The organism is Homoserinimonas sp., from assembly GCF_056262345.1.
Window position 1 is genome coordinate 1 of sequence record NZ_JBACFR010000154.1, and the last position, 22,752, is coordinate 22,752.

General features: G+C 62.6%; 21 protein-coding genes. 1 reads left to right on the forward strand and 20 read right to left on the reverse strand.

What is annotated here, in order from left to right; all coding sequences use genetic code 11:
- Positions 1-117: 117 nt before the first annotated feature.
- From AC062T_RS07605 to AC062T_RS07625, 5 genes are all read right to left on the reverse strand, one after another.
- Positions 118-585, reverse strand: coding sequence for a cytochrome c oxidase subunit 4 (locus AC062T_RS07605; RefSeq protein ID WP_476028804.1), 468 nt, complete (start codon positions 583-585; stop codon positions 118-120).
- A 5-nt stretch (positions 586-590) separates the two neighbouring features.
- Positions 591-2,339, reverse strand: a complete 1,749-nt coding sequence (gene ctaD, locus AC062T_RS07610; protein WP_476028806.1) for an aa3-type cytochrome oxidase subunit I — start codon at positions 2,337-2,339, stop codon at positions 591-593.
- A 9-nt stretch (positions 2,340-2,348) separates the two neighbouring features.
- Positions 2,349-3,227, reverse strand: a complete 879-nt coding sequence (ctaC, locus tag AC062T_RS07615; protein ID WP_476028808.1) for an aa3-type cytochrome oxidase subunit II — start codon at positions 3,225-3,227, stop codon at positions 2,349-2,351.
- Positions 3,228-3,391: 164 nt separating this feature from the next.
- Positions 3,392-3,775 (reverse strand): iron-sulfur cluster insertion protein ErpA, encoded by a 384-nt coding sequence (gene erpA, locus AC062T_RS07620; RefSeq protein WP_476028810.1) that lies wholly within the window; start codon positions 3,773-3,775, stop codon positions 3,392-3,394.
- 88 nt (positions 3,776-3,863) lie between these two features.
- Positions 3,864-5,288, reverse strand: coding sequence for a M20/M25/M40 family metallo-hydrolase (locus tag AC062T_RS07625; RefSeq protein ID WP_476028812.1), 1,425 nt, complete (start codon positions 5,286-5,288; stop codon positions 3,864-3,866).
- A gap of 39 nt (positions 5,289-5,327) precedes the next feature.
- Between AC062T_RS07625 and AC062T_RS07630 the strand changes: the two genes are divergently transcribed.
- The gene (locus AC062T_RS07630) at positions 5,328-5,894 is read left to right on the forward strand and encodes a DUF3043 domain-containing protein (protein ID WP_476028814.1); all 567 of its coding nucleotides are present in this window, start codon (positions 5,328-5,330) and stop codon (positions 5,892-5,894) included.
- A 104-nt stretch (positions 5,895-5,998) separates the two neighbouring features.
- Here AC062T_RS07630 and AC062T_RS07635 read toward each other — a convergent pair whose 3' ends face one another.
- The 15 genes from AC062T_RS07635 to ftsW form a co-directional block, all read right to left on the reverse strand.
- Entirely contained in the window at positions 5,999-7,033 is a 1,035-nt protein-coding gene (locus AC062T_RS07635) for a quinone-dependent dihydroorotate dehydrogenase (protein ID WP_476028816.1), read from the reverse strand.
- Between the two features lie 43 nt (positions 7,034-7,076).
- The gene (gene nrdR / locus AC062T_RS07640) at positions 7,077-7,559 is read right to left on the reverse strand and encodes a transcriptional regulator NrdR (protein WP_476028818.1); all 483 of its coding nucleotides are present in this window, start codon (positions 7,557-7,559) and stop codon (positions 7,077-7,079) included.
- A 65-nt stretch (positions 7,560-7,624) separates the two neighbouring features.
- A complete protein-coding gene (gene hisD, locus AC062T_RS07645) occupies positions 7,625-8,938 on the reverse strand; it encodes a histidinol dehydrogenase (RefSeq protein ID WP_476028820.1) in 1,314 nt (437 codons plus the stop codon).
- 34 nt (positions 8,939-8,972) lie between these two features.
- Positions 8,973-12,434 carry a DNA polymerase III subunit alpha gene (dnaE, locus tag AC062T_RS07650; RefSeq protein WP_476028897.1) on the reverse strand — a complete coding sequence of 1,154 codons (3,462 nt, stop codon included), beginning with the start codon at positions 12,432-12,434 and terminating at the stop codon, positions 8,973-8,975.
- Positions 12,435-12,538: 104 nt separating this feature from the next.
- Positions 12,539-13,459, reverse strand: coding sequence for an RluA family pseudouridine synthase (locus AC062T_RS07655; protein WP_108996734.1), 921 nt, complete (start codon positions 13,457-13,459; stop codon positions 12,539-12,541).
- A gap of 7 nt (positions 13,460-13,466) precedes the next feature.
- Positions 13,467-14,066: a signal peptidase II gene (gene lspA, locus AC062T_RS07660; RefSeq protein WP_476028822.1), complete on the reverse strand. Its 600-nt coding sequence runs from the start codon at positions 14,064-14,066 to the stop codon at positions 13,467-13,469.
- Complete coding sequence (locus AC062T_RS07665) at positions 14,053-14,790, reverse strand: DivIVA domain-containing protein (protein WP_476028824.1); 738 nt, start codon at positions 14,788-14,790, stop codon at positions 14,053-14,055. Before AC062T_RS07665 ends, lspA begins: the two co-directional genes overlap by 14 nt.
- Before the next feature lie 108 nt (positions 14,791-14,898).
- The gene (locus AC062T_RS07670) at positions 14,899-15,210 is read right to left on the reverse strand and encodes a YggT family protein (protein WP_108516249.1); all 312 of its coding nucleotides are present in this window, start codon (positions 15,208-15,210) and stop codon (positions 14,899-14,901) included.
- Positions 15,211-15,356: 146 nt separating this feature from the next.
- Positions 15,357-15,848: a cell division protein SepF gene (locus AC062T_RS07675; RefSeq protein ID WP_108516247.1), complete on the reverse strand. Its 492-nt coding sequence runs from the start codon at positions 15,846-15,848 to the stop codon at positions 15,357-15,359.
- Between the two features lie 38 nt (positions 15,849-15,886).
- Positions 15,887-16,594 carry a YggS family pyridoxal phosphate-dependent enzyme gene (locus AC062T_RS07680; protein ID WP_476028827.1) on the reverse strand — a complete coding sequence of 236 codons (708 nt, stop codon included), beginning with the start codon at positions 16,592-16,594 and terminating at the stop codon, positions 15,887-15,889.
- Positions 16,591-17,745, reverse strand: a complete 1,155-nt coding sequence (gene ftsZ, locus AC062T_RS07685) for a cell division protein FtsZ (RefSeq protein ID WP_476028829.1) — start codon at positions 17,743-17,745, stop codon at positions 16,591-16,593. The genes AC062T_RS07680 and ftsZ overlap by 4 nt, the downstream gene beginning before the upstream one ends.
- A gap of 175 nt (positions 17,746-17,920) precedes the next feature.
- Positions 17,921-18,982 (reverse strand): FtsQ-type POTRA domain-containing protein, encoded by a 1,062-nt coding sequence (locus tag AC062T_RS07690; protein ID WP_476028831.1) that lies wholly within the window; start codon positions 18,980-18,982, stop codon positions 17,921-17,923.
- The gene (murC, locus tag AC062T_RS07695; protein ID WP_476028833.1) at positions 18,969-20,381 is read right to left on the reverse strand and encodes a UDP-N-acetylmuramate--L-alanine ligase; all 1,413 of its coding nucleotides are present in this window, start codon (positions 20,379-20,381) and stop codon (positions 18,969-18,971) included. Before murC ends, AC062T_RS07690 begins: the two co-directional genes overlap by 14 nt.
- A gap of 5 nt (positions 20,382-20,386) precedes the next feature.
- The gene (locus AC062T_RS07700; RefSeq protein WP_476028835.1) at positions 20,387-21,466 is read right to left on the reverse strand and encodes a UDP-N-acetylglucosamine--N-acetylmuramyl-(pentapeptide) pyrophosphoryl-undecaprenol N-acetylglucosamine transferase; all 1,080 of its coding nucleotides are present in this window, start codon (positions 21,464-21,466) and stop codon (positions 20,387-20,389) included.
- Entirely contained in the window at positions 21,466-22,689 is a 1,224-nt protein-coding gene (gene ftsW / locus AC062T_RS07705; RefSeq protein ID WP_476028837.1) for a putative lipid II flippase FtsW, read from the reverse strand. Before ftsW ends, AC062T_RS07700 begins: the two co-directional genes overlap by 1 nt.
- Positions 22,690-22,752: the final 63 nt, after the last annotated feature.

A 22,752-nucleotide genomic window follows, 5' to 3' on the forward strand; every position in this document is an offset into this window, starting at 1 on the left:
GCCTCGGCGAAGGCGATGTCGAACGCCGCGCGGTCGACGTCGTAGCGATCAGAGAGCTGGTTCACGAGCGCAAACACCGCAGCGGCATCCCCATGGGATGCCGCGCGGATGTTTGCGTTAGCGGGCGAAATTGCCGCGGTAGTACTCATAGACCCATCCGACAAGCGCGATGATCGTAATCGCCGCGCCGATGTAGCTGAGCCAGATACCGATAGCGAGACCCAACATCAGGATTGATGCGCTGCCGGCGAGGATGATGGGCCACCAGCTCCATGGGCTGAAGTGCCCGAGCTCGGGGTCGCCGTCGTCGATGTTGGCGTCGAGGCGGTCCTCGGGCAGCTCCCCGCCCTGCGACTTCTCCGACTTGGAGACGTAGAAGGCGAGGAAGGCGACGAGAACTGCACACAGCAGGATCGCAAGCGTTCCGACCCATTCAGGATGAGCGGTGGCTCCCGCGCCGCCAGCGAAGGTGCCGGTCGTCTCGAGGAGGCGAGCAGACTCTGCCCACGTCCACCCGAGGTAGACCACGCCGACGATTACGAAGAATACGGCGAGGACCCAGAAAATCCGTGCGTTGGTTTTCACGCTACTTACTTCACCTTCTCATCAGAGGCGTCAAAGACAGGGGCTTGCGGAGCATCCTTGCCCGGGCCGACTCCGACGGGGATTCCGGCCTCGGGGTGGTTGAGGTCGAACGCGGGAGACTCGGAGCGGATGCGGGGAATCGAGGTGAAGTTGTGGCGCGGCGGCGGGCACGAGGTGGCCCACTCAAGCGAGCGGCCGTAGCCCCACGGGTCGTTCACGGTGACCTTGGGCGCGTTACGCGCCGTGAGGTAGACGTTGAGCAAGAACGGGATCATCGAGGCACCGAGGACCATTGCACCGACGGTCGAAAGCTGGTTCATCCACGTATAGCCATCTTCGGGCTGGTAGACCGCGTAGCGACGGGGCATACCAACTACGCCCAGCCAGTGCTGGATGAGGAAGGTCATGTGGAACCCGATGAACAACACCCAGAAGTGGATCTTGCCGAGCTTCTCGTTGAGCATCTTGCCGGTCCACTTTGGCCACCAGAAGTAGAACCCGGAGAACATCGCAAAGACGACGGTTCCGAAGACCACGTAGTGGAAGTGGGCGACAACGAAGTAGGTGTCGGAGACGTGGAAGTCCAGCGGCGGCGACGCCAGGATGACACCGGTGAGACCACCGAAGGTGAAGGTAACGAGGAATCCGATTGCCCACAGCATGGGGGTTTCGAACGTTACCGACCCTCGCCACATGGTTCCGACCCAGTTGAAGATCTTCACGCCCGTTGGCACCGCAATGAGCATTGTCATTAGCGCGAAGAAGGGCAGGAGCACAGATCCCGTCACGTACATGTGGTGGGCCCACACGGTCACGGAAAGGGCAGCAATGGCGATCGTCGCGTAGACAAGTGTCTTGTATCCGAAGATCGGCTTGCGGCTGAAGACCGGGAAGACCTCGGAGACGATGCCGAAGAACGGCAGCGCGATGATGTAGACCTCTGGGTGGCCGAAGAACCAGAACAGGTGCTGCCACAGGATGGCACCGCCTGCTTCGACGTTGTAGATGTGGGCGCCAAAGATTCTGTCCGCTGCGAGACCGAAGAGAGCAGCAGCAAGAACAGGGAATGCCATCAGAATGAGCAGGGACGTGACGAGCGTGTTCCAGGTGAAGATAGGCAGGCGCCACATCGTCATTCCGGGTGCTCGCATCGTGATGATCGTGGTGATGAAGTTGACGGCACCGAGAATGGTTCCGAAACCGGAGATTGCGAGGCCGACAACCCAGAGGTTGCCTCCCGCTCCCGGTGTAAAGGTCGTGCTCGACAGCGGCGTATAGGCGAACCAACCGAATGACGCCGCGCCCTGGGGGGTGAGGAATCCGGCGACGGCCATGAGGCTACCGAAGCTGTAGAGCCAGTATGCGAAGGCATTGAGTCGCGGGAACGCGACATCGGGTGCGCCGATCTGCAGCGGCATAAGCACGTTCGCGAAGCCAGCAAAAAGTGGCGTTGCGAACATGAGCAGCATGATCGTGCCGTGCATGGTGAACAGCTGGTTGTACTGCTCCTTGGTCTGGAGCAGGTCGACGCCGGGGGCGAAGAGCTGAGCGCGGATGATCAGTGCCATAACGCCACCGATGCAGAAGTACACGAAGGAGCTGATCAGATACATGTATCCGATCGTCTTGTGGTCGGTGGAGGTGATCCAGCTGACGACGATGTTGCCCTTGCGACGTGCGCTCGGTGAGACGGTGTGGCCGATGGTGGCGGCTCCCTCGGGAGCGGCCTCCTTGGTCTCGGTAGTGGTAGTCATCTCCGTGCCTTACTCTCCGCTGTCCAGCGGCTTGGTGCCGGGCAGGTTGCTGTTCGTGTTGTACTCGGCCCCGCGGGTGCCAGTCTGACCGGCGTCAACGAGGCTCTGGATGTAGTCGTCGTACTCAGCCTGCGAGACGACCTTCACCTTGAAGAGCATGAGCGAGTGGTACTCACCACAGAACTCGGCGCACTTGCCCATGTACTCGCCCTCCTTTTCAGGAACGAAATACATGTGGTTGCTCTTGCCGGGAACCGTGTCCTTCTTGTAGAGGAAGTCGACGACCCAGAAGGAGTGCACGACGTCGCGGCTCTCCAGAACGATCTCCACGTTGGCACCGACCGGCAAGTAGAGAACGGGCAGCTGGTCGTAGTCGATGTAAGGCGACTCGTCGGTCTCCTGGGCCTGAATGCCCTGGTAGTAGACGCCGTCGCCGTTAGGGCCCTCGTTGAGGTAGTTGAAGTCCCAGGCCCAGCGCTTGGCGTAGACCTCGACCGTGACATCAGCATCAGCCTCTGGCTGCTCGATCGCCGTCTGGTCCCGTGCCGTGAAGGCAAAGAATCCGACTACGAGGATCAAGGGAATCACCGTGTAGAGAATCTCAATCGGCATGTTGTAGCGAAGCTGGACGGGAAGACCCGTCTGGCCCTTGCGACGGCGGTACACCGCTGCTACCCAGAGGACGAGTCCCCAGGTGATCAGACCAACGACGAGGAGAACGATCCACGACGTTGTCCACAGACCGGCGATGCGGTCGGTGTGGTTGGTGATTCCGGGCTCCCCCGGAAGGTACCCACGGAGCTGGGCCTGGGTGCATCCTGCTAGGACTGCAACAAGTGTTGCTGCCAGGGGGATGGCAGCCCATCGAAGACGGCGGTTAGAACGCACCTGGGACCTCTCGGATGACACGGGACTGGACGAACTCAGTCTATTGACAGGAATCAGCCTACCGCTCTCTGGGGGTCCATTTGAACCGGGAAACGCCATCCGGGCAGCAAAAAGGGGAAGTCGCAAAGCGACTTCCCCTCAATGATCACGGGCGTGATCAACGTTTAGTGGAAGGAATCCCCACAAGCGCAGCTGCCGCCAGCGTTCGGGTTGTCGATAGTGAATCCCTGCTTTTGGATTGTGTCTTCGAAATCGATGCTCGCCCCTTCGAGATAGGGCACGCTCATCTTGTCGACGACGACCTCAACACCATCAAAATCAACGGTGGAATCGCCCTCAAGCAGGCGCTCGTCAAAGTAGAGCTGGTAAATGAGCCCCGAGCATCCGCCCGGCTGGACGGCAACGCGCAGGCGAAGGTCGTCACGGCCCTCCTGCTCGTACAGGGACTTGACCTTTGCTGCTGCCGCATCGCTCAGGAGCACTCCGTGGCCGCTCTCGCTGGTCACTACGCCCTGGGATGCTGTCTGGGTCACTGTGGTGTCGGTCATGCCGCTCCTCATTCTTCTCAGCCCTATCGGGCCACTTCTTCTAGTGTAAGCACGCGACACGCGGGATGTATTCCCCCGCGTCGCACTCTCAGCTGCGGTTCTTGGCGTTGAGGCGAGCGAGCAGCAGGGCCTCCGTGAGAATGGCTCGCTCAAAAACACCCAAATGCAGTGACTCGTTGGGGCTGTGGGCCCTGGTGTCGGGGTCTTCGACGCCGGTAACGAGGATCTGAGCCTGGGGAAACACCTCGACGAGATCGGCGATGAACGGGATGGACCCACCGATGCCAGCGAGAACCGCTGGCGTGCCCCACGCATCCTCCATGGCCTTCGTGGCCTCGGCCACGGCCCAACCTTCGGTGTCGACGAGGAATGGGTTGCCGACTTCGACATCACTCAGCGTGACCCGCGCGCCGAATGGAGTGTTGTCGCGGATGTGCCGCTCGATGGCCGCGTAGGCCTCCCCCGCGTCTTGTCCCGGGGCGACGCGCACGCTCACTCGAGCGCGCGCCATCGGCGTCAGAGTGTTGGATGCGTTCGCTACGGTCGGCGCGTCGATGCCGGTGACCGTAATTGCCGGGCCTGCCCACAGCCGGGACAGGATGCTCCCGCTGCCGACCGGGCGCACACCGTCGAGCAGGCCAGCATCGCGCCGGAGTGTCTCTTCGGAGTATTCGGGAGTCTCCATGGGGTGAGTGGTCAGACCATCGACGGCGACCGAGCCGTCGTCGGCGTGGAACGAGGAAAGAAGACGGGTGAGCGCCATCATGGCGTCAGGCACTGCTCCCCCGAACATTCCCGAGTGAGATGCGTGCTCGAGCGTGCGCACCTCGAGAACCACCGCGACGTTGCCCCGGAGCGAAACCGTCAGGGAGGGGGTCGTCACATTCCAGTTATCGGAATCGGCCACAACAATGACATCGGCGGCAAGCTCGGCGCGGTGCTGAGTGAGAAAGTTGGCGAACGACGGCGAACCAGACTCCTCTTCGCCCTCAATGAAGACGGCAATGCCGAGGTCGACGTCGTTATCGAGCGCCTCGAAGAGGGCTCGAATTGCAGCGACATGCGCGATGACTCCGGCCTTGTCGTCGGCGGTGCCGCGTCCGTAGAGACGCTCCCCGCGCAGGGCCGGCTCAAACGGCGGGGAATCCCAGTCGGCGTCGTCTCCGGGCGGCTGGACATCGTGGTGGGCATAGAGCAGAACGGTCGGCGCGCCGGCTTTGGCTGCACGCGTCGCGAGAACCGCAGGCTTTCCGTGGGCCTCGCCATCGCCGATCGGGGCGCTCGAGACGACAACAGAGTCGAATACGCCCAGATCGCGCAGGTGTTCTGCAACCGCATCCGCGCTCTGCGCGACAAATGCTGGGTCAAACGCCGGCCATGAAACAGACGGGATTCGAACCAGTCCAGTAAGGTCAGCAATCGCGGCGGGCAGGCCGGCAGAAACGATGCCGCGGAGCTCGCGCGCGAAGTCGTCTGCCGATGCCCCTGAACCTGTGATGTCCATTGATGTCATGCAGGTAATCTTAAGCAGACGACTACGCAAGGATCATCCATGGCCAAGCCTGCACGCGATATCGAGCCCGACAGCGAGCTCACAACGGACAATGCGCCCGGTAAGGGCCGTCCGACGCCCACCCGCAAGGAGCGAGAGGCAGCTAATCAGCGCCCCCTCGTCTCGAACGACCGCAAGACGGCCAACCGGGAGGCGAAAGCTAAGTACAACGAGGCCCGCGACCGTGCCCGCGTAGGTATGGCCAACGGCGAAGAGAAGTATCTTCCGGCCCGCGACAAGGGTGCCCAGCGCAAGTTCGTGCGCGACTACGTTGATGCACGATTCAGCATCGGCGAGCTCATGATTCCCGTAATGCTCCTCATCATCGTGATGTCATTTGTTGCGGACCCGCTCATCGGCATCGTGAGTGTGTTCGTGCTGTGGGCCTTCTTCTTGCTCGCCGTGCTCGATTGCATCGTGGCGGGCTGGCTGGTTACCCGTCGACTCACGGCCAAGTTCGGCACAGTTCAGAAGGGCACCCGGTGGTACTGCGCCATGCGCTGCCTCCAGATGCGCCCGATGCGACTGCCCAAGCCGCAGGTGAAGCGCCGGGAGTTCCCGGTTTAAGTCACACGTTAACGAGCGGATGCCGTGCGGTTTCGACCGCACGGCATCTTTTTTGGTCTCGGCCCAGCGTGCGAGGTGTCGAGAGTCGGCGACCCCGCGAAACGTCAGGCTGCGCCAGCGAGGCGCACGAGGCCGCGGTTGATGCGGGCTGCCCAGAGCGGACCCTCATAGATGAATCCCGTATAACCCTGCACGAGCGTTGCCCCAGCGGCGAGCCGCTCTGCAACCTCAGCTGCGGTCTCTACCCCGCCGACCGAAATCACACAGGTCTCGGCAGGCAGCGCGGCCCGCAGCAAACGCAGCACCTCGAGCGAGCGCGCCTTGAGAGGCGCGCCAGAGAGCCCACCAGCGCCAATGCGCTCGATGAGTCCCGCATCGGCTGCAAGACCCTCGCGCGAAATAGTCGTGTTTGTGGCGATGACGCCAGCGAGCTCGAGGCTCGTTGTGAGCTCCGCGATGCGGCGCACTTCGTCATCGGAGAGGTCGGGCGCGATCTTGACGAGCACGGGCTTGCCGCCGGCAGCATCCCGCACTGCCGTCAGAAGCGGCGCGAGACGATCGAGTTCTTGGAGCCCCCGCAGGCCCGGCGTATTCGGGGAGCTCACGTTGACCACGAGGTAGTCACTCACGGGCGCGAGCAGACGAGTGCTCGTGAGGTAATCGTCGATGGCAGCATTGACATCCACCACCCGGCTCTTGCCGATATTCGCCCCGATGATGGGGCGGACGCGGCGACGGCGCTCACGCGCCAGTCGAGGTGCCGCCTCGGCGGCGCCGTGGTTATTGAAGCCCATACGGTTGATCAACCCACGGTCGGCCACAAGCCTGAACATGCGCGGCTTGGGGTTGCCCGGCTGCGCCTGTGCGGTGAGCGTACCTACTTCGACGTGGCCGAACCCCAGCTGCCCAAGCCCACGAATGGCAAGACCCTCCTTGTCGAACCCTGCGGCGATGCCGAAGGGCGACTCAAACGTGAGGCCGAGGGCCTCCACCCGAAGGCTCGGATCCGGCTTCGCATAGGCTCGAGCAAGCGCGCCAAGTCCGATATAGGGAAGCGCACGAATGACGCCAAAAGCCAACCCGTGAGCGGCCTCAGGGTCGAGACGGGTGAGGAACGTGGAGAAAATAAAGCGATACATACCAAGGGAAACCCTAGCGTGCGCACTCCCCCACGGTGGCCGCCTATGAGGTCGGCGACGAACCCCTCAGACGATCTTCGCCGTGCTCATGGCGCAGCTGCGTAATCGCCGACTCGAAGTCGTCGAGAGACTCAAACGCCTGGTAAACGCTTGCGAAGCGAAGATAGGCGACCTCGTCTAGCTCCCTGAGTGGCGCGAGGATGGCAAGACCGATGTCGTTGGCATCGATCTGTGACGCTCCCGTTGCTCGGATCGCCTCTTCTACTCGCTGCGCTAGAAGCGCGAGATCGGTGTCGGTGACGGGCCTGCCCTGACACGCCTTGCGCACCCCGGCCACGACCTTCTCGCGGCTGAACGGTTCGAGAACACCGTTGCGCTTGACGACGCTGAGACTCGCGGTCTCGGTCGTGCTGAAGCGGCGCCCGCATTCTGGGCACTGTCGGCGACGACGGATCGACATGCCGTCGTCACTGGTGCGGGAATCGATGACGCGGGAATCGGGGTGGCGACAGAATGGGCAGAACATGGTGACCCAAGAATAGGGGGCGCGGGGGAAGAAACCGTGGAGGCTCCCCGGAGGCGCTCTGCCTATTACTTCTCGGTTTCGAACCTGGCGGTCACGGCAGCAGCGTGGGCCGGCAGATCCTCCGCTGTCGCCAGCGTGACGATTCGCTGCTCAACGTCGCGCAGCGCGGCCTCCGAATAACGGATGACCTGCTGCGGCCGCAGGAACGTGTAGGCGCCCAGCCCAGGAGCGAAACGCGCTTGGCCGCCCGTCGGCAGAACGTGGTTGGAGCCGGCGAGGTAGTCACCGAGACTCACGGGCGAGTGGGGGCCGACAAAGATCGCGCCCGCACTCTCAATGAGCTCAAGTGCACCGTCGACATCGGCGACCTGGAGCTCGAGGTGCTCCGGCCCGTAAGCGTTGCTGAAGTCGGCAGCGACCTCGAGGTCATCCACGAGCACAATGGCCGATTGGATGCCGCGAAGGGCCTCAGTGACTCGCTCGCGATGGGCGGTCTGAGCAACCAGGCGCTCCAGTTGCTCCTCGACCCGGTTAGAGAGTTCGACGGAGTCCGTGACTAGAACGGAAGAGGCGAGTTCATCGTGTTCCGCCTGGCTGATGAGGTCAGCTGCAACGAGCCGGGCGTCTGCCGAGGAGTCGGCGATGATCAGAATCTCGGTGGGGCCAGCCTCAGCATCAATTCCCGCCTGGCCGCGTACAAGACGCTTGGCCGCCGCAACAAAAACGTTGCCAGGGCCCGTAATCAGCTGCACAGGCTCAAGGCCGATGTCGGGAACGCCGTAGGCGAAGGCACCGATGGCTCCCGCGCCTCCCATGGCATAGATCTCGTCCACACCGAGGAGACCTGCTGCGCCCAGAATCGTGGGGTGAACTGACCCGCCGAAATCGTGTTGCGGGGGCGAGGCGAGCGCAACCGCCTGCACTCCGGCCACCTGGGCCGGAACAACACTCATGACAACGCTCGAGGGGTACACCGCCTTGCCACCGGGCACATAGAACCCGACCCGACGCACGGGCGACCATCGTTGAACGACCTCGGCTCCTGGACCCAAGGTCGTGACGGTGGGCGAGGGCACCTGGGCGGCACTTGCCTGGCGGACACGATCGATCGCTTCTTCGAGCGCTTCACGAACACGCGGGTCAAGACCTGCGACAGCAGCGGCGATCTCCTCGGCTGACACCCGCACGCGCGGCGGACGCACCCGATCAAGGCGCTCTGCCTGGTCGAGAAGGGCTGCGCTCCCCTGGGTTCGCACCGCAGTGATCAGATCCTCGGCGATTGCCGTAGCCGCAGACACATCGGTCTTGGAACGCGGGATGAGGGCGAGGAACTCGGATGTGGTGGGGCGCTGACCGCGCAGGTCGATTGTCTGAATCATGGCGAGAATAATTCTAGCCTCTGGCCCCGGTCGGTTAGCCGAGGCAGGACGGCCCGAGCAGCGACTTGAGTTCTCCATAGAGATCAGCCGTCACCGACACCGGATACGGCACCTCGAACATGCGGGCGGTGCTGCCCTTGATGAGCTTGAGGCGCACCTCTGTATCGCCTGCATGCCGGATAAGCACATCGCCGAGCGCAGCGACAACATCCGTCGTCGCCCTGAACTCCTGCACCGAGATCATGAGCGGCCCGGAGCCGAGACTCTGCCCCAGGTCGGGCTGGAACATGCTTGACGCATGGAGGTTGACGCCGTCGTCTCGCACCCCTACGCGGGCACGGATGACGACGATGGAGTCGCTCACCAGCGCGGGAGAGAACTCCTGATAGGTCTTGCCCAGAAACATGACCGTGATTTCGCCGCCGAAGTCCTCGACAGTGATGAGGCCGTACGGGTTGCCGGAGTTTCGAGCGGTGCGGTGCTGCACAGATGTGACAAGGCCGGCGATTGTGACGGTCTCGCCGTCGGCGGCGGCCTCGCCCGTCAGCAGTTCGGCAATGGAAATGCTCGCATGCTTGGCCAGTTGCAGCTCGAGCCCGGCCAGCGGGTGGTCCGAGACATAGAGGCCCAGCATTTCGCGCTCGAACGCCAGCTTGTCACGCTTGGACCACTCTGGCCGCTCGGGAACGGCCAGCGCCTGCTGAGGTTCATCCCACAAATTGTCGAAGTCGAAGCCGACCTGCCCATGGGCCTCTGCGCGCTTGTCTCGCACGGCACCTTCAGCCGACTCCTCGTGAATCTCATAAAGCGCCCTGCGCGTATGACCGAGCGAGTCAAAAGCGCCCGCCTTGATGAGCGATTCCAGCGTTCGTTTGTTGGCAACGGGAATCGGCACCTTCTTGAGAAAGTCGTGGAACGAGGTGAATCGCCCCTTCTCCTCGCGGGCCTGCTTGATGAATTCAACCACGTTGAAGCCCACGTTGCGCACGGCACCGAGACCAAACCGGATGTCGTCACCGACTGCGGCGAAGAACCCGATCGACTCATTGACATCCGGGGGCAGAACCTTGATTCCCATGCGGCGACACTCGTTGAGATAGACCGCAGCTTTGTCCTTGGAATCGCCGACGCTCGTGAGAAGCGCCGCCATGTACTCGGCCGGGTAATGGGCCTTGAGGTAGGCAGTCCAATACGACACGACACCGTATGCCGCCGAGTGGGCCTTGTTGAAGGCGTAGTCAGAGAAGGGGAGCAGGATGTCCCAGAGCGACTTAACGGCAGCATCTGAGAAGCCGCGCTCGTGCATTCCTCCGCGGAAGCCCTCGTATTGCTTATCGAGCTCTGACTTCTTCTTCTTGCCCATGGCCCGCCGAAGAATATCGGCCTGACCCAGGCTGAACCCTGCGACCTTCTGGGCAATGGACATCACCTGCTCTTGGTAGATGATGAGGCCATAGGTGCCACCGAGGATCTCCTTGAGAGGCTCCTCCAGCTCCGGGTGGATCGGCGTGATCTCCTGAAGCCCGTTCTTGCGCAGGGCGTAGTTGGTGTGCGAATCCGCACCCATCGGCCCCGGTCGGTAGAGCGCCAGCACAGCCGAAATGTCTTCAAAGTTATCGGGCTTCATCAACCGAAGGAGGCCGCGCATGGGGCCGCCATCGAGCTGGAAGACGCCGAGCGTGTCTCCCCTGGCTAGCAGGTCGTAGGAGGCCTGATCGTCGAGCTCAAGACCTTCGAGGTCGAGAACGAATCCGCGGTTCGACTCGATGTTGTCAAGAGCATCCGAAATGATCGTGAGGTTGCGGAGCCCCAAGAAGTCCATCTTGATGAGGCCGAGCGCCTCGCACGCCGGGTAGTCGAACTGCGTGACGATCTGGCCGTCTTGCTCACGCTTCATGATCGGGATGATGTCGAGCAGCGGTTCGCTGGACATGATCACACCGGCAGCGTGCACGCCCCACTGCCGCTTGAGGTTCTCGAGGCCGAGCGCGGTCTCGAAAACTGTCTTAGCTTCGTGATCGGTTTCAACGACGGCCCGGATGTCACCGGCCTCTTTGTAGCGCGGGTGGCTCTTGTCGAAGATCCCCGTCAGCGGGATGTCCTTGCCCATGATGGGCGGCGGCATCGCCTTCGTGAGCTTCTCCCCCATGCCAAACGGAAACCCGAGAACTCGAGATGAGTCCTTGAGCGCCTGCTTTGCCTTGATTGTGCCGTAGGTGACGATCTGGGCAACACGCTCGTCGCCATACTTTTCGGTCACGTACTTGATGACCTCGCCGCGGCGACGATCATCGAAGTCGACGTCGAAGTCGGGCATAGAGACGCGGTCGGGGTTCAGGAAGCGCTCGAAGATGAGCCCGTGGCGCAGCGGGTCAAGGTCGGTGATGCGCATGGCATAGGCCGCCATTGAGCCGGCACCGGAGCCTCGGCCGGGGCCGACGCGAATCCCGTTGTCTTTTGACCAGTTAATGAAGTCGGCGACCACGAGGAAGTACCCCGGGAAGCCCATCTGCAGGATGACACCGACCTCGTAGTCGGCCTGACGCCGCACATCCTCCGGGATGCCGTCGGGGTAGCGAAAGTGCAGGCCCTTGTCGACCTCTTTGATGAACCAGCTCTCCTCGGTTTCTCCTTCGGGAACCGGGAAGCGGGGCATGTAGTTGGCGCCCTCGTCGAACGACACGTCACATCGCTCGGCAATGAGAAGAGTGTTGTCGCAGGCCTCGGGGTGATCACGAAAGAGCTGGCGCATCTGCGCGGCCGACTTGAGATAGAACTCATCGGCATCAAACTTGAACCGCTTGGGGTCATCAAGCGTCGTTCCCGACTGCACGCAGAGCAGCGCCGCATGGCTCGTCGCGTCATGCGCGTGGGTGTAGTGCAAATCGTTGGTCGCGACAAGCGGGAGGTCGAGCTGCTTGGCAAGCCTGAGCAGGTCGTCCATGATGCGTCGCTCGATGCCCAGCCCGTGATCCATGATCTCGGCGAAGTAGTTCTCTTTGCCGAAGATGTCGCGAAAATCGGAGGCGGCCTTAATCGCTTCGTCATACTGGCCCAGGCGGAGGCGGGTTTGAACCTCGCCGCTCGGGCAGCCCGTCGTGGCGATGAGGCCCTTGCCGTATTGGGACAGCAACTCGCGATCCATGCGCGGCTTGAAGTAATACCCCTCAAGCGACGCCTTGGACGAGAGTCGAAAAAGGTTGTGTAGCCCCTGCGTCGTCTCGCTCAGGAGGGTCATGTGTGTGTAGGCACCGGCCCCGGAGACATCGTCTTCTCCGCCGTTGCCCCACTTGATTCTGGTCTTGTCTCCGCGGGCGGTTCCGGGGGTGATGTACGCCTCGGTGCCGATGATCGGCTTGATTCCCGCGGCCTTGGCGGTCTTCCAAAAGTCGTACGCCCCGAAGACGTTGCCGTGGTCGGTCACTGCGACTGCCGGCATCTGCTGCTCTACCGCGGCATCGATGAGGGGCTTAACACGCGCCGCCCCATCCAGCATCGAGTATTCGCTGTGCACATGAAGATGCACGAAGGAATCGCTGCTCGCGGGCACTACTTCTCCGTCTTGCTAGAGGGTGGTTATCCAGTCTAGTTCGGCGGTGGTTAGCTCGCGTGCAGCACGTCGAGCGCGTGTTGAAGATCGGCCGGGTATGTCGACTCAAACTCAACGGGTTCGCCCGTTGCGGGGTGGCGGAACCCCAGACGCATGGCGTGCAACCACTGGCGTTCGAGCCCGAGACGGGCCGAGAGGGTAGGGTCTGCGCCGTACATCGAGTCGCCGACGCAGGGGTGCCGCTGGGCGGCCATATGAACCCGAATCTGGTGCGTACGCCCGGTTTCGAGGTGAATCTCTAGGAGCGACGCTGCGGGAAAAGCCTCAAGCGTCTCGTAGTGCGTCACAGAGTCTTTGCCGCCTGCGACGACAGCGAACTTCCATGCAGACGACGGGTGTCGGCCGATGGGAGCGTCGATCGTCCCACGCAGAGGGTCGGGGTGTCCCTGGACGACAGCGTGATAAATCTTGTCGACCTCGCGATCGTGGAACGCACGCTTGAGCGCTGAATAGGCATGCTCTGACTTGGCCACGACCATGAGACCGCTGGTTCCTGCGTCGAGACGATGCACGATTCCCGCGCGCTCAGAGGCACCCGACGTGGAGATTCTGTATCCGGCCGCAGCAAGCGCGCCGAGAACCGTTGGTCCCGTCCAGCCAACGGACGGGTGAGCCGCAACTCCGACGGGCTTGTCGATGACCACAATGTCGTCATCGTCATAGACGATGCCAAAATCGGGCACGAGCATCGGCTCGATGCGGGGAGCCTGACGGTCTTCCCATTCGATGTCGAGCCAGCCGTCCGCTCGAAGGCGGTCGGACTTCGAAACCGCGACGCCGTCCACTCGCACGCCGCCAGCCTCGATCACCTCGACCGCGAAGCTGCGGGAAAAACCCATCAGCTTGGAGAGGGCAGCGTCAACGCGCTCGCCCACGAGTCCGTCGGGAACGGGTACTGAACGTGACTGCATTGCGGAGCTACCGAGCCTCATCGTTGATCGCTGTGCCGACGGATCCGTCGGACTTTGGCTCGGTTGTCTGGCGTGTGCCGTCCATCCCGATGCCCTTCAGGGTGAGGATGATGAACAGCCCCATGCTCGAGACGATGAAGATGTCGGCGATATTGAAGATCGCCGGGAAGCCCCACACCTGGATGAAGTCGATTACATGACCGACGCCAAAGCCCGGCTCCCTGAAGAGTCGGTCGGTGAGGTTGCCGAGTGTTCCGCCGAGCAGCATTCCGAACAGCACAGCCCACCCGATGGAACGGATGCGGTGCGCAAACAGAATGATGAAGAGTGTGACGAGCGAGGCCGCAATGGAGAAGATCCAGGTCGACCCACTGGCGAGCGAGAACGCCGCCCCGGGGTTTCGTACGAAAACGAACTGAAGCAACTCTCCGAGAACCGGATTGACCGTGCGCTCATCGAGATTGGCAACGACCCACGCCTTGCTCAGCTGGTCTGCGACGTACACGAGAAGTGCGACGCAGACCAGCAGGCCGAGAGCTTTTAGGCTGACTCGGGAGCGAGAGGCGCGAGGTGCGCCAGGAGTCTCTGCCGGATCAGTTGCCGACAAAGCCCTGGAAGTTAGCCGGAGGCTGGTTAGCGGGGACACCGAAGTCGCCACCGAAGTCGGACGAAGCCGCAGCAGTATTCGAGCTAGCGGTGTTCACGGTGCTAGCCGAATCAAGGTCGCGAAGCTGGCCCTCGATGTAGCTCTTGAGGTTGGCCCGGTACTCACGCTCGAAGGTGCGAAGCTCCTCGATCTGCGATTCCAAACCGGTGCGCTGAGCCTCGAGTTCGCCAACCTTCTGGCGCTGCTCGGCCTCTGCCTCTGAGACAACACGCTGAGCGGTCGCCTCGGCCTCGGCAACAACGCGCTGAGCGGTGGCCTGACCCTCGGCGATGAGTGCGTCACGCTTCTCGATGCCCTCGCGGACGTGCTCCTCGTGGAGACGACGCGCAAGCTGCAGGAGGTTGTTGGTGCTGCCCGTCTCATCGAGACCAGGCGTTGCGGCGGGAGCCTCGACGACAGGTGCCTCTACCGGTGCAGCAACGGGCTCGGCGACGTAGCTCGGCGCGGCGGCCGCAGGAGCCTCGGCTCCGCTGCGCTGCAGCTCGGCAATGCGCGACTCGCTCGCGACGAGGCGCTGACGCAGCTCCTCGTTCTCCTGACCAAGGCGCCGCAGCTCGACAACAACCTCGTCGAGGAAGTCATCTACCTCGTCCTGGTCGTAGCCCTCGCGGAACTTCGTCGGCTGGAACCGCTTGTTGACTACGTCTTCAGGCGTAAGGGCCATTCTCGTCACCTCAAAAACTCTCTGATCGATACTGCCGTGAAGCTCAACGCTAACAAAGACTGGAAAGCGCAGGCTGTGCGGAACCAGTGACACCGGATTCTGAATAGGTTACAGGGAACCCGCCACTTGGCGACCCCAGGACACGACATAAAGCAACACCAGTACCACAAGCATCACGATGCTCCAGGCGAAATCGAGCGAGATTCCCCCGAAGCGAACGGGCGGAAGGATGCGCCGGGTGAACCGCACGGGAGGATCTGTGACGGTGTAGACGACCTCGGCGACAACCAGAGTTGCACCGCGCGGGCGCCACCGTGGCACGAACGCGGTCACGAGCTCGAGGATGAACCTCGCCCACATCGCAAGAAAGTAGAGAAACAACGCAATGTAGAGCACCGTGAGGAGCACAACGAGAATCATGGGCCATCCGGAAAAGTAGCGGCCGCCGCGAACCCACACGAGATCCGATTAGCGGTCTGAGAAGACAAAACGTGTGACCGAAAAACCCGGACACACCGTGTCCTCGAGCCTACAGCCACGAACGGTCGCGGCTGCCGGCTCGACCCCTAGTTCTGGGAGAAGTAGGTGCCGTCCGCGTCGTTCTCCTGAGCGCGGTCACCGCTGACGGCAACGTGCGCTGGCGAAAGAAGGAACACCTTGGAGGTCACGCGTTCAATCTTGCCGTAGAGCCCCTGGGAAAGACCGCTGGCGAAGTCGACCAGGCGACGAGCATCCGGCTCGCTCATCTGCGAAAGATTGATGATGACAGGGATACCGTCACGAAAGCTCTCGGCGATCGACTGGGCATCTTTGTACTGCCGGGGGTGGACGGTGAGAATCTCATTCATCTCGGTGGCTCCCACTGATCGAACGGCCGCGGGACGGCGAAGGGGGGTCACCGGCGCGCGCTGGGCTGAAGTCTGGGCCGAAGGGGCGCTGGCGGGGGCAGTCTGAACCGGAGCGGGGGTCGGCGCCGATGGAGCCGCCTTGTCTTCGTAGTCGAACTCCTCGTCGGCAAGGCCGAGGTACACCATCGTCTTGCGAAGCGGGTTAGCCATTGTGTGAGCCTCCTGGTGGTTCGTGTCTCGAATCGACATTAACCCTGTGCAGGGCGATTTCCCGTGATTGCCGACCCGATGCGGAGGTGTGTCGCACCTTCTGCGATGGCGTCGACAAAGTCGTGCGACATACCGGCGGAGATTGCGTCTGCCGCCGGTTCCATGCGCCGCAACCGCTCCGACGCCAGGCGCACGCGTTCAAATGCACGCCGCGGATTCTCGTCAAGCGGTGCCACGGCCATGACTCCCCGTAGCCGGAGACTCTGTGCCGCGAGAACCTGCTCTGCGAGACGCTCCAGGCCTTCGTCGCTGACTCCCCCGCGCTGCGGGTCATCTGTGAGGTTGAGCTGGAGGAAGCAGTCAAGGAGATCGGCGCCCGGGATGTCGAGCGCCGAAACGACGGAAGCACGATCAACCGAGTGGACAGTGTTGGCGTATGACCGAACCGCTTTTGCCTTATTCGACTGAAGTTGGCCCACAAAGTGCCAGTTGATCGGGAGGTCTCGAAGCTCAGTCGCCTTGGCAGATGCCTCCTGGTGGCGATTCTCACCGAAGTCATGCACACCGAGTTCGAATAGCTCCCGCACGAGCGACGCAGGGTGAAACTTGGTGACCACAATGAGAGTGATGTCATCAGCCGAGCGTCCGTTCGACAGTGCGGCGTGCCCGATCGCCGAGCGAACGCGCTGCAGGCGCTCCCCGAGCTGGGGAGCGCCTGCAGCGGAATTCGAAAGCGAATCGATCATTTGAGGAAGTCGGGGATGTCCAGACTGTCGTCGCTCGAGTCGAAGACGGGGTCGCTTGCCGCCTTCGGGAGTTCGGGCTCGGCAGCCGACCACGCAGCAGTCGTTTCGGCGCGGGTGGCAAGCGGGGTCTCCGACTCGCCGTTTGCCGCATCCTCGCCCGGCTCTACGAAGTTGGAACGGTGTCCCTGTCGCTTGACGACGGGCTCGCCACCATCGAAGCCTGCGGCGATGACCGTTACGCGAACCTCGTCCCCGAGCGTGTCGTCGATGACGGCACCGAAGATGATGTTGGCCTCGGGGTGAACGGCCTCCTGCACCAGCTTGGCGGCGTCGTTGATCTCGAAGATTCCGAGGTTCGACCCACCCTGCACTGACAGCAGAACTCCGTGTGCACCATCGATGCTGGCTTCGAGGAGGGGCGATGCGACTGCGAGCTCGGCGGCCTTAATCGCACGATCTGCACCCCGCGAGGACCCGATGCCCATGAGCGCAGAGCCTGCACCCTGCATTACCGACTTGACGTCGGCGAAGTCCAGGTTGATGAGGCCAGGGGTCGTGATGAGGTCGGTGATTCCCTGCACGCCGGCGAGCAAGACCTGGTCTGCGGTTGCGAAAGCCTCGAGAAAGCTGATGCCCCGGTCGCTGATCTCAAGCAGACGATCATTCGGCACGACGATAAGGGTGTCGACCTCGCTCTTGAGCGCGGTGATACCCAGTTCGGCCTGCGCTGCACGCCGCTTGCCTTCGAAGCCGAACGGGCGCGTTACGACACCGATCGTGAGGGCGCCAATCGACTTGGCGATGCGGGCAACGACGGGGGCGCCGCCGGTGCCGGTGCCTCCACCCTCGCCCGCGGTGACGAACACCATGTCGGCGCCGGCAAGCGCCTCTTCGATCTCGTCTGCGTGGTCCTCAGCAGCGCGACGGCCCACTTCGGGGTCTGCACCGGCTCCGAGCCCGCGCGTGAGCTCCCGACCGACGTCGAGCTTGACGTCGGCGTCGCTCATGAGAAGCGCTTGGGCATCCGTATTGATGGCGATGAATTCGACACCGCGAAGGCCGAGCTCGATCATGCGGTTAACCGCATTCACGCCTCCGCCGCCGATTCCGACGACCTTGATGACGGCGAGGTAGTTCTGGTTTGTTGACACGTCCGGCCTCCGCTGGGAACTCTCAACCTCTGGTAGAAGCTTAAAGTTATGCTCAGTATGTATTTCCTGAATCGAAAGTAGCGGCCCCAGGGTCAGGCGCGCCCAGACACGCGGGCGTGTCGGAAAACCCCAGGGAGATTCTCACCCCCGGGCGCTCGAACACCCAAAAATTGCGTCAGAGAGGGCGCACAACCGCGCTCAACGGTGCCGTCACGTCGTACTCGACCGCTATCGCCGGATCCTGATTGGCAATCAGTTTCTCGAGCACGCGCGCTTTGAGCTCAGAACGGTCTGCGCTCCCCCACACGACTCGCTGCCCGACGCCACCGAAGACCAGCGTGACATCGTCCATAGTCGAGGCGGTCACAGAATCAACCGTCGCGAGCACCTCCGGCGGAAGCGCTAGGAGCACCTCAACGACGGAGTCGAACGTCGTCGAATCCTCGTCGGCACCCACCAACTCCAGCAACGGAACCCCCGGCGGACGGATATCGGACTTCTCAACCACGACACCGGCAGGATCAACCAGACGGTACCCGTCGCCGACGATGATGGCGCCAACAGGCTGTCGCTCGGTGATGTGGATGACCATGGTGTGAGGAGGCACCATCTCGGTGACGTAGCTCCTGATCAACGGGAACTCACCCAGGTCACGAGTCAAACGATCGAGATCGACGAGCGCCAGCGGAGTGCCCATTTGGCCGTCTACGGAATCGACTACAGCCGCAGGATCGATTCGGGATGTGCCAGTCACCTCGATTTTGTCGAGGGACAGAAGCGGCGAGAACACCGCGACAGCGATGAGCCCGGCGAACACCGCAACAGTGCCGCCTGCCCCAAGCCACGCCGCCCTGCGGTGCCGCGCGCGCCGTGTGAACCGCCGCACCTCAGACTTTTCAAACCTGCGCCGAGCCCTCGTCGCTCGCCGTGCCTCCCGCCTGGCGCGCTTCGCCGCATCCGCCGCAGACTCCACAGGGTTACTGCCGGGCCGCGATTGTGTCGCACGCTTCGGCACCACCACGGGCGCTTCGCCCGCACGATCCCGGTCCGCAGGCTGCCGGCTGCGCCCTGGCAGCCGACGAAGAGTCCTTTTGGCGCTCGAGCTCTTGGCAGGATTGGTTCCCTTCGGGGTAGCACCGCCAGAAAGACCTCCCTCTTCGGGGCTCGCCGAAGTCACCGGCGCAGGCGGCACCTGCCGTGCCGCTGCAGAGCTATCGAAGCCCTCAGGGCGTTTCATTCACCGCAGCCTTGCGCTCAAGGGCGCTGAGCACGCTCGGAATAATGAGGTGCACATCCCCTCCACCCATCGGAACCAGAATGTCTCCGGGCCGAGAGATCTCAGCCGCGTAATCCGCCGCCGCCTGCCAATCCTCTATGTAGCGGCCCTTGCTGGGGTCGCTGAAGCGCTCGGTGATCATTGCGCCCGTCACACCGGGGATCGGATCCTGGCGAGCCCCGTAGATCGGCAGAACGATTGTGTAGTCGGCAAGGCGCTCGAGAGTGTCGGCGAATTCCTGCGCCATATCTTGGGTGCGGGTGAAGAGGTGCGGCTGAAACAGCGGGATAACGCGCCCCGTGCCGACCACGCCTCGCGCGCCAGAGAGAGCAGCTTCAACCTCGGTGGGATGGTGTGCGAAGTCATCGAAGACGCGCACTCCATCGACTTCACCGCGAAACTCGAAGCGGCGTTCGGCACCACCAAATGTCGCGAGTGCGTCGAGCGACGCCTGCGGCTCGAAGCCCAAGCCGACCAACACAGCGAAAGCCCCAGCGGCGTTGACCGCGTTGTGCACTCCTGCGACCTTGAGTGCCCCCGCGAACTCTTCGCCGCGCCACGACAGCGAGAACGACACGGTGGCGCCTGCGTCAATGGCATGCAGGCGAACATCGGCTGTCGGTGCCATGCCAAAAGTGATGACGCGACTATCGTGCAGATGCGCCGCGATCTCTACGGCACCGGGATCATCGGATGAGATTGCCACGAACTCGCGCGCCTTAGATGCAAACTCGACGAAGGCATCAGAAAACGCCTGCCTCGAGCCGTAGTGATCCAGGTGGTCAGGGTCGACGTTCGTGATGAGGGCGACAGCCGTGTCGTAAAGCAGGAAGGAGCCGTCCGACTCGTCCGCCTCGACAACAAAGAGTTCTCCTGCTCCCCGCGCGGCGCTAACGCCAAGATCGCGGATGACACCGCCGTTGACGAAGCTGGGATCCGCTCCAAGCTGGCGCAGGGCCGTAACGAGCATCGCCGTCGACGTGGTCTTTCCATGCGCACCCGCGACGGCTACCAGACGCGCCGACGAGGTGAGCCAGGCGAGAGCCTGGGCCCGGTGAATCGTGGGGATACCGCGGCGACGGGCCTCAACATACTCGGGGTTGTCTTCGGCGATAGCGCCGGTTACCACGAGCGCATCCGGCTCAGCAACGTTGGCTGCGCTATGGCCGATCGCCACAGCAACGCCGCGTGCGCGGAGCGCCTCGACCGTCGCTCCGTCTCGGGAGTCAGATCCCGTGACCACGATGCCGGCGTCCACAAACATCGAGGCGATGCCGCTCATGCCCGCGCCGCCGATTCCCACGAAATGCACCTGGGACAACCGCTCGGGAACGGGGTTGGAGAAGTCAGATTTGATCATCGTGCCTAATTTATCCTGACTGCCTCGTGGACTAGCTCAATCATGCGGTCGGTGCCATCGAGCACCCCGATGGATGCGGCGCGGCCCGCCATCTCGACGAGCGCCGCCTGATCCATCATCAACGGCACCAAAGTCTCCCGCACCCAGTCACGGGTGAAATCAGAATTGTCGACGAGAATCGCGGCACCACGCGAAACAGCATGACGCGCGTTCAAGCGCTGCTCGCCGTTGCCGATCGCAAGAGGAACATAGACGGCCGGGATGCCGAGCCCCGTCAGCTCACTCACCGTGGCGGCACCTGCACGAGAGACAGCAAGGTCGGCCACGGCGAGGGCGAGATCCATGCGGTCGCAATACGCCACCACATGATGGTGCGGCAGCGGCTCTGTTACCGCAGCGACGTCTCTCTCTCCCGTGATGTGGAGGATCTGCCAGCCCGTGCCCAGGATGATCGCCGCCGACTCCGCGACCGTCTCGTTGATCACGCGGGCCCCGAGGGAACCTCCCGTGACGAGAAGCGTGTGCCGGTTCGGATCGAGCCCAAAAAAGTCGACAGCCTGCGCCCGGGCCGAGCGCCGATCAAGCTTCTCGATCTCATCGCGAAGCGGCATGCCGACAACCCTGCTGTGGCGAAGTGGGGTGCCCTCAAAAGCAACTCCGACCTGTTTGGTCAACATCGCGCCCAGTCGGTTCGCCATGCCCGGTCGTGCATTCGCCTCGTGCAGGGCGATGGGCACGCCGGCGCGGCGCGCGGCAACATAGGCCGGAGCGGAGACATATCCCCCGACGCCCACAACGACGTCGACCCCACGGGACGCAATGACGTCGCCGATCGATCTGACCAGGTCGGACAGCTTGCCGGGGAACGAAAGGGCAGCTCGATTTGGTCGACGCGGAAACGGCAGCTTGGGCACCGTCACAAGTTCGTAGCCCCGCTCGGGAACGAGGCGGGCCTCGAGCCCTTCTGCCGTGCCGAGCACAATGATTGTCGAATCCGGTTCGGTGCTGCGCAGCCGATCCGCGATCGCAAGAAGCGGGTTCACATGACCCGCCGTGCCCCCGCCGCACAAAAGATAGGTGGTCACTAGGGTCGTACTCTCCTCTGGTCTGCGCTCGCGACCGGCTGCCGTGCAAACGACAGCACGACCCCAATCGCGAGCATGCTCGCGATAAGCGCGGTTCCTCCGGCCGAAATCAGCGGAAGGGGAACACCCAGCACCGGCAAAAGGCCGAGAACGACCGCAATATTCACGAGCGCTTGTCCCACAATCCACACGAGAACGGTGCTCACGGCGATCTTGGCGTACGGGTCGTCGTTAGCCCGGATGATGCGGACGAATGAGATCGCCATAACGATGAACAGGGCCAGCACAATGATGGCGCCGAGCAGCCCGAGTTCCTCGCCAATAATCGCGAAGATGAAGTCGTTATCGGCTTCGGGCAACCAGTTCCACTTGGCCTTGGAGTTGCCAAGGCCGACGCCGAAAACCCCGCCGGAGGCAAGCGCCCACCACCCATGAAGCGTCTGCCAGCATCCGCTTGCATAGTCGTCCGGCGAGGTGCAGCCGCTCTGCCATACGTCGATGCGACTCTGACGGTTATTGCTACCCAGCGCCAGAAGGAGTGCACCTGACGCTAAGACGATTACTGCGGCGGCGAGATGGAGAAGCTTTGCCCCGGCAAAAAACAGGGTGCCCAAGACCATGGCGGTGAGAATGATTACCGTACCGAGGTCTCCGCCCATCATGACGAGGCCGACGGCCACCGCCGCTACCGGAGCTACCGGCAGGAGTACTTCTCTCCACTGACGGATGACGAGTTGTTTGCGCGAGAGGATGAGCGCCATCCACAGCATGAGAGCGAGCTTGATCAACTCGGAGGGCTGAAAGCTGAAGTTGCCGAATCGGATCCAGTTCTGGTTGCCGCCCGACGCATACCCGAGCGGCGTCGCGACAGTCAAGAACTGAATCACTACAACACCGACGAGGGCGACGCCCGCCCATTTCTTCCAGAATGTAGCCGGGATCCGCGACGCCAACAGCATCAAAGGAATGCCCATAGCGACGAAGAGAGCCTGGCGCTCGAATCCGCCGAAAAACTGCCCTGATTCGGTGAACGATGTCACGGACGACGACGACAACACCATGACGAGGCCTAGTGCCACCAGAAAGAGCGTCGTTCCCAGCAATAGGTAGAAATTAGCCGTTTCGGTGCCAAAAAGCTTGCGAACCGCAACGACCGCTGCTGGCGGCCGGGAGCGGGATTCGGCCTCTGACGCGCTCATGCCGACCCCCTCACGTGTGCTCATCTGACTAGTCTCAGCCGGAGAGGGGGCTGGAGGCTCCAGCGGGAGCGCGTGTCGCAGTAACGA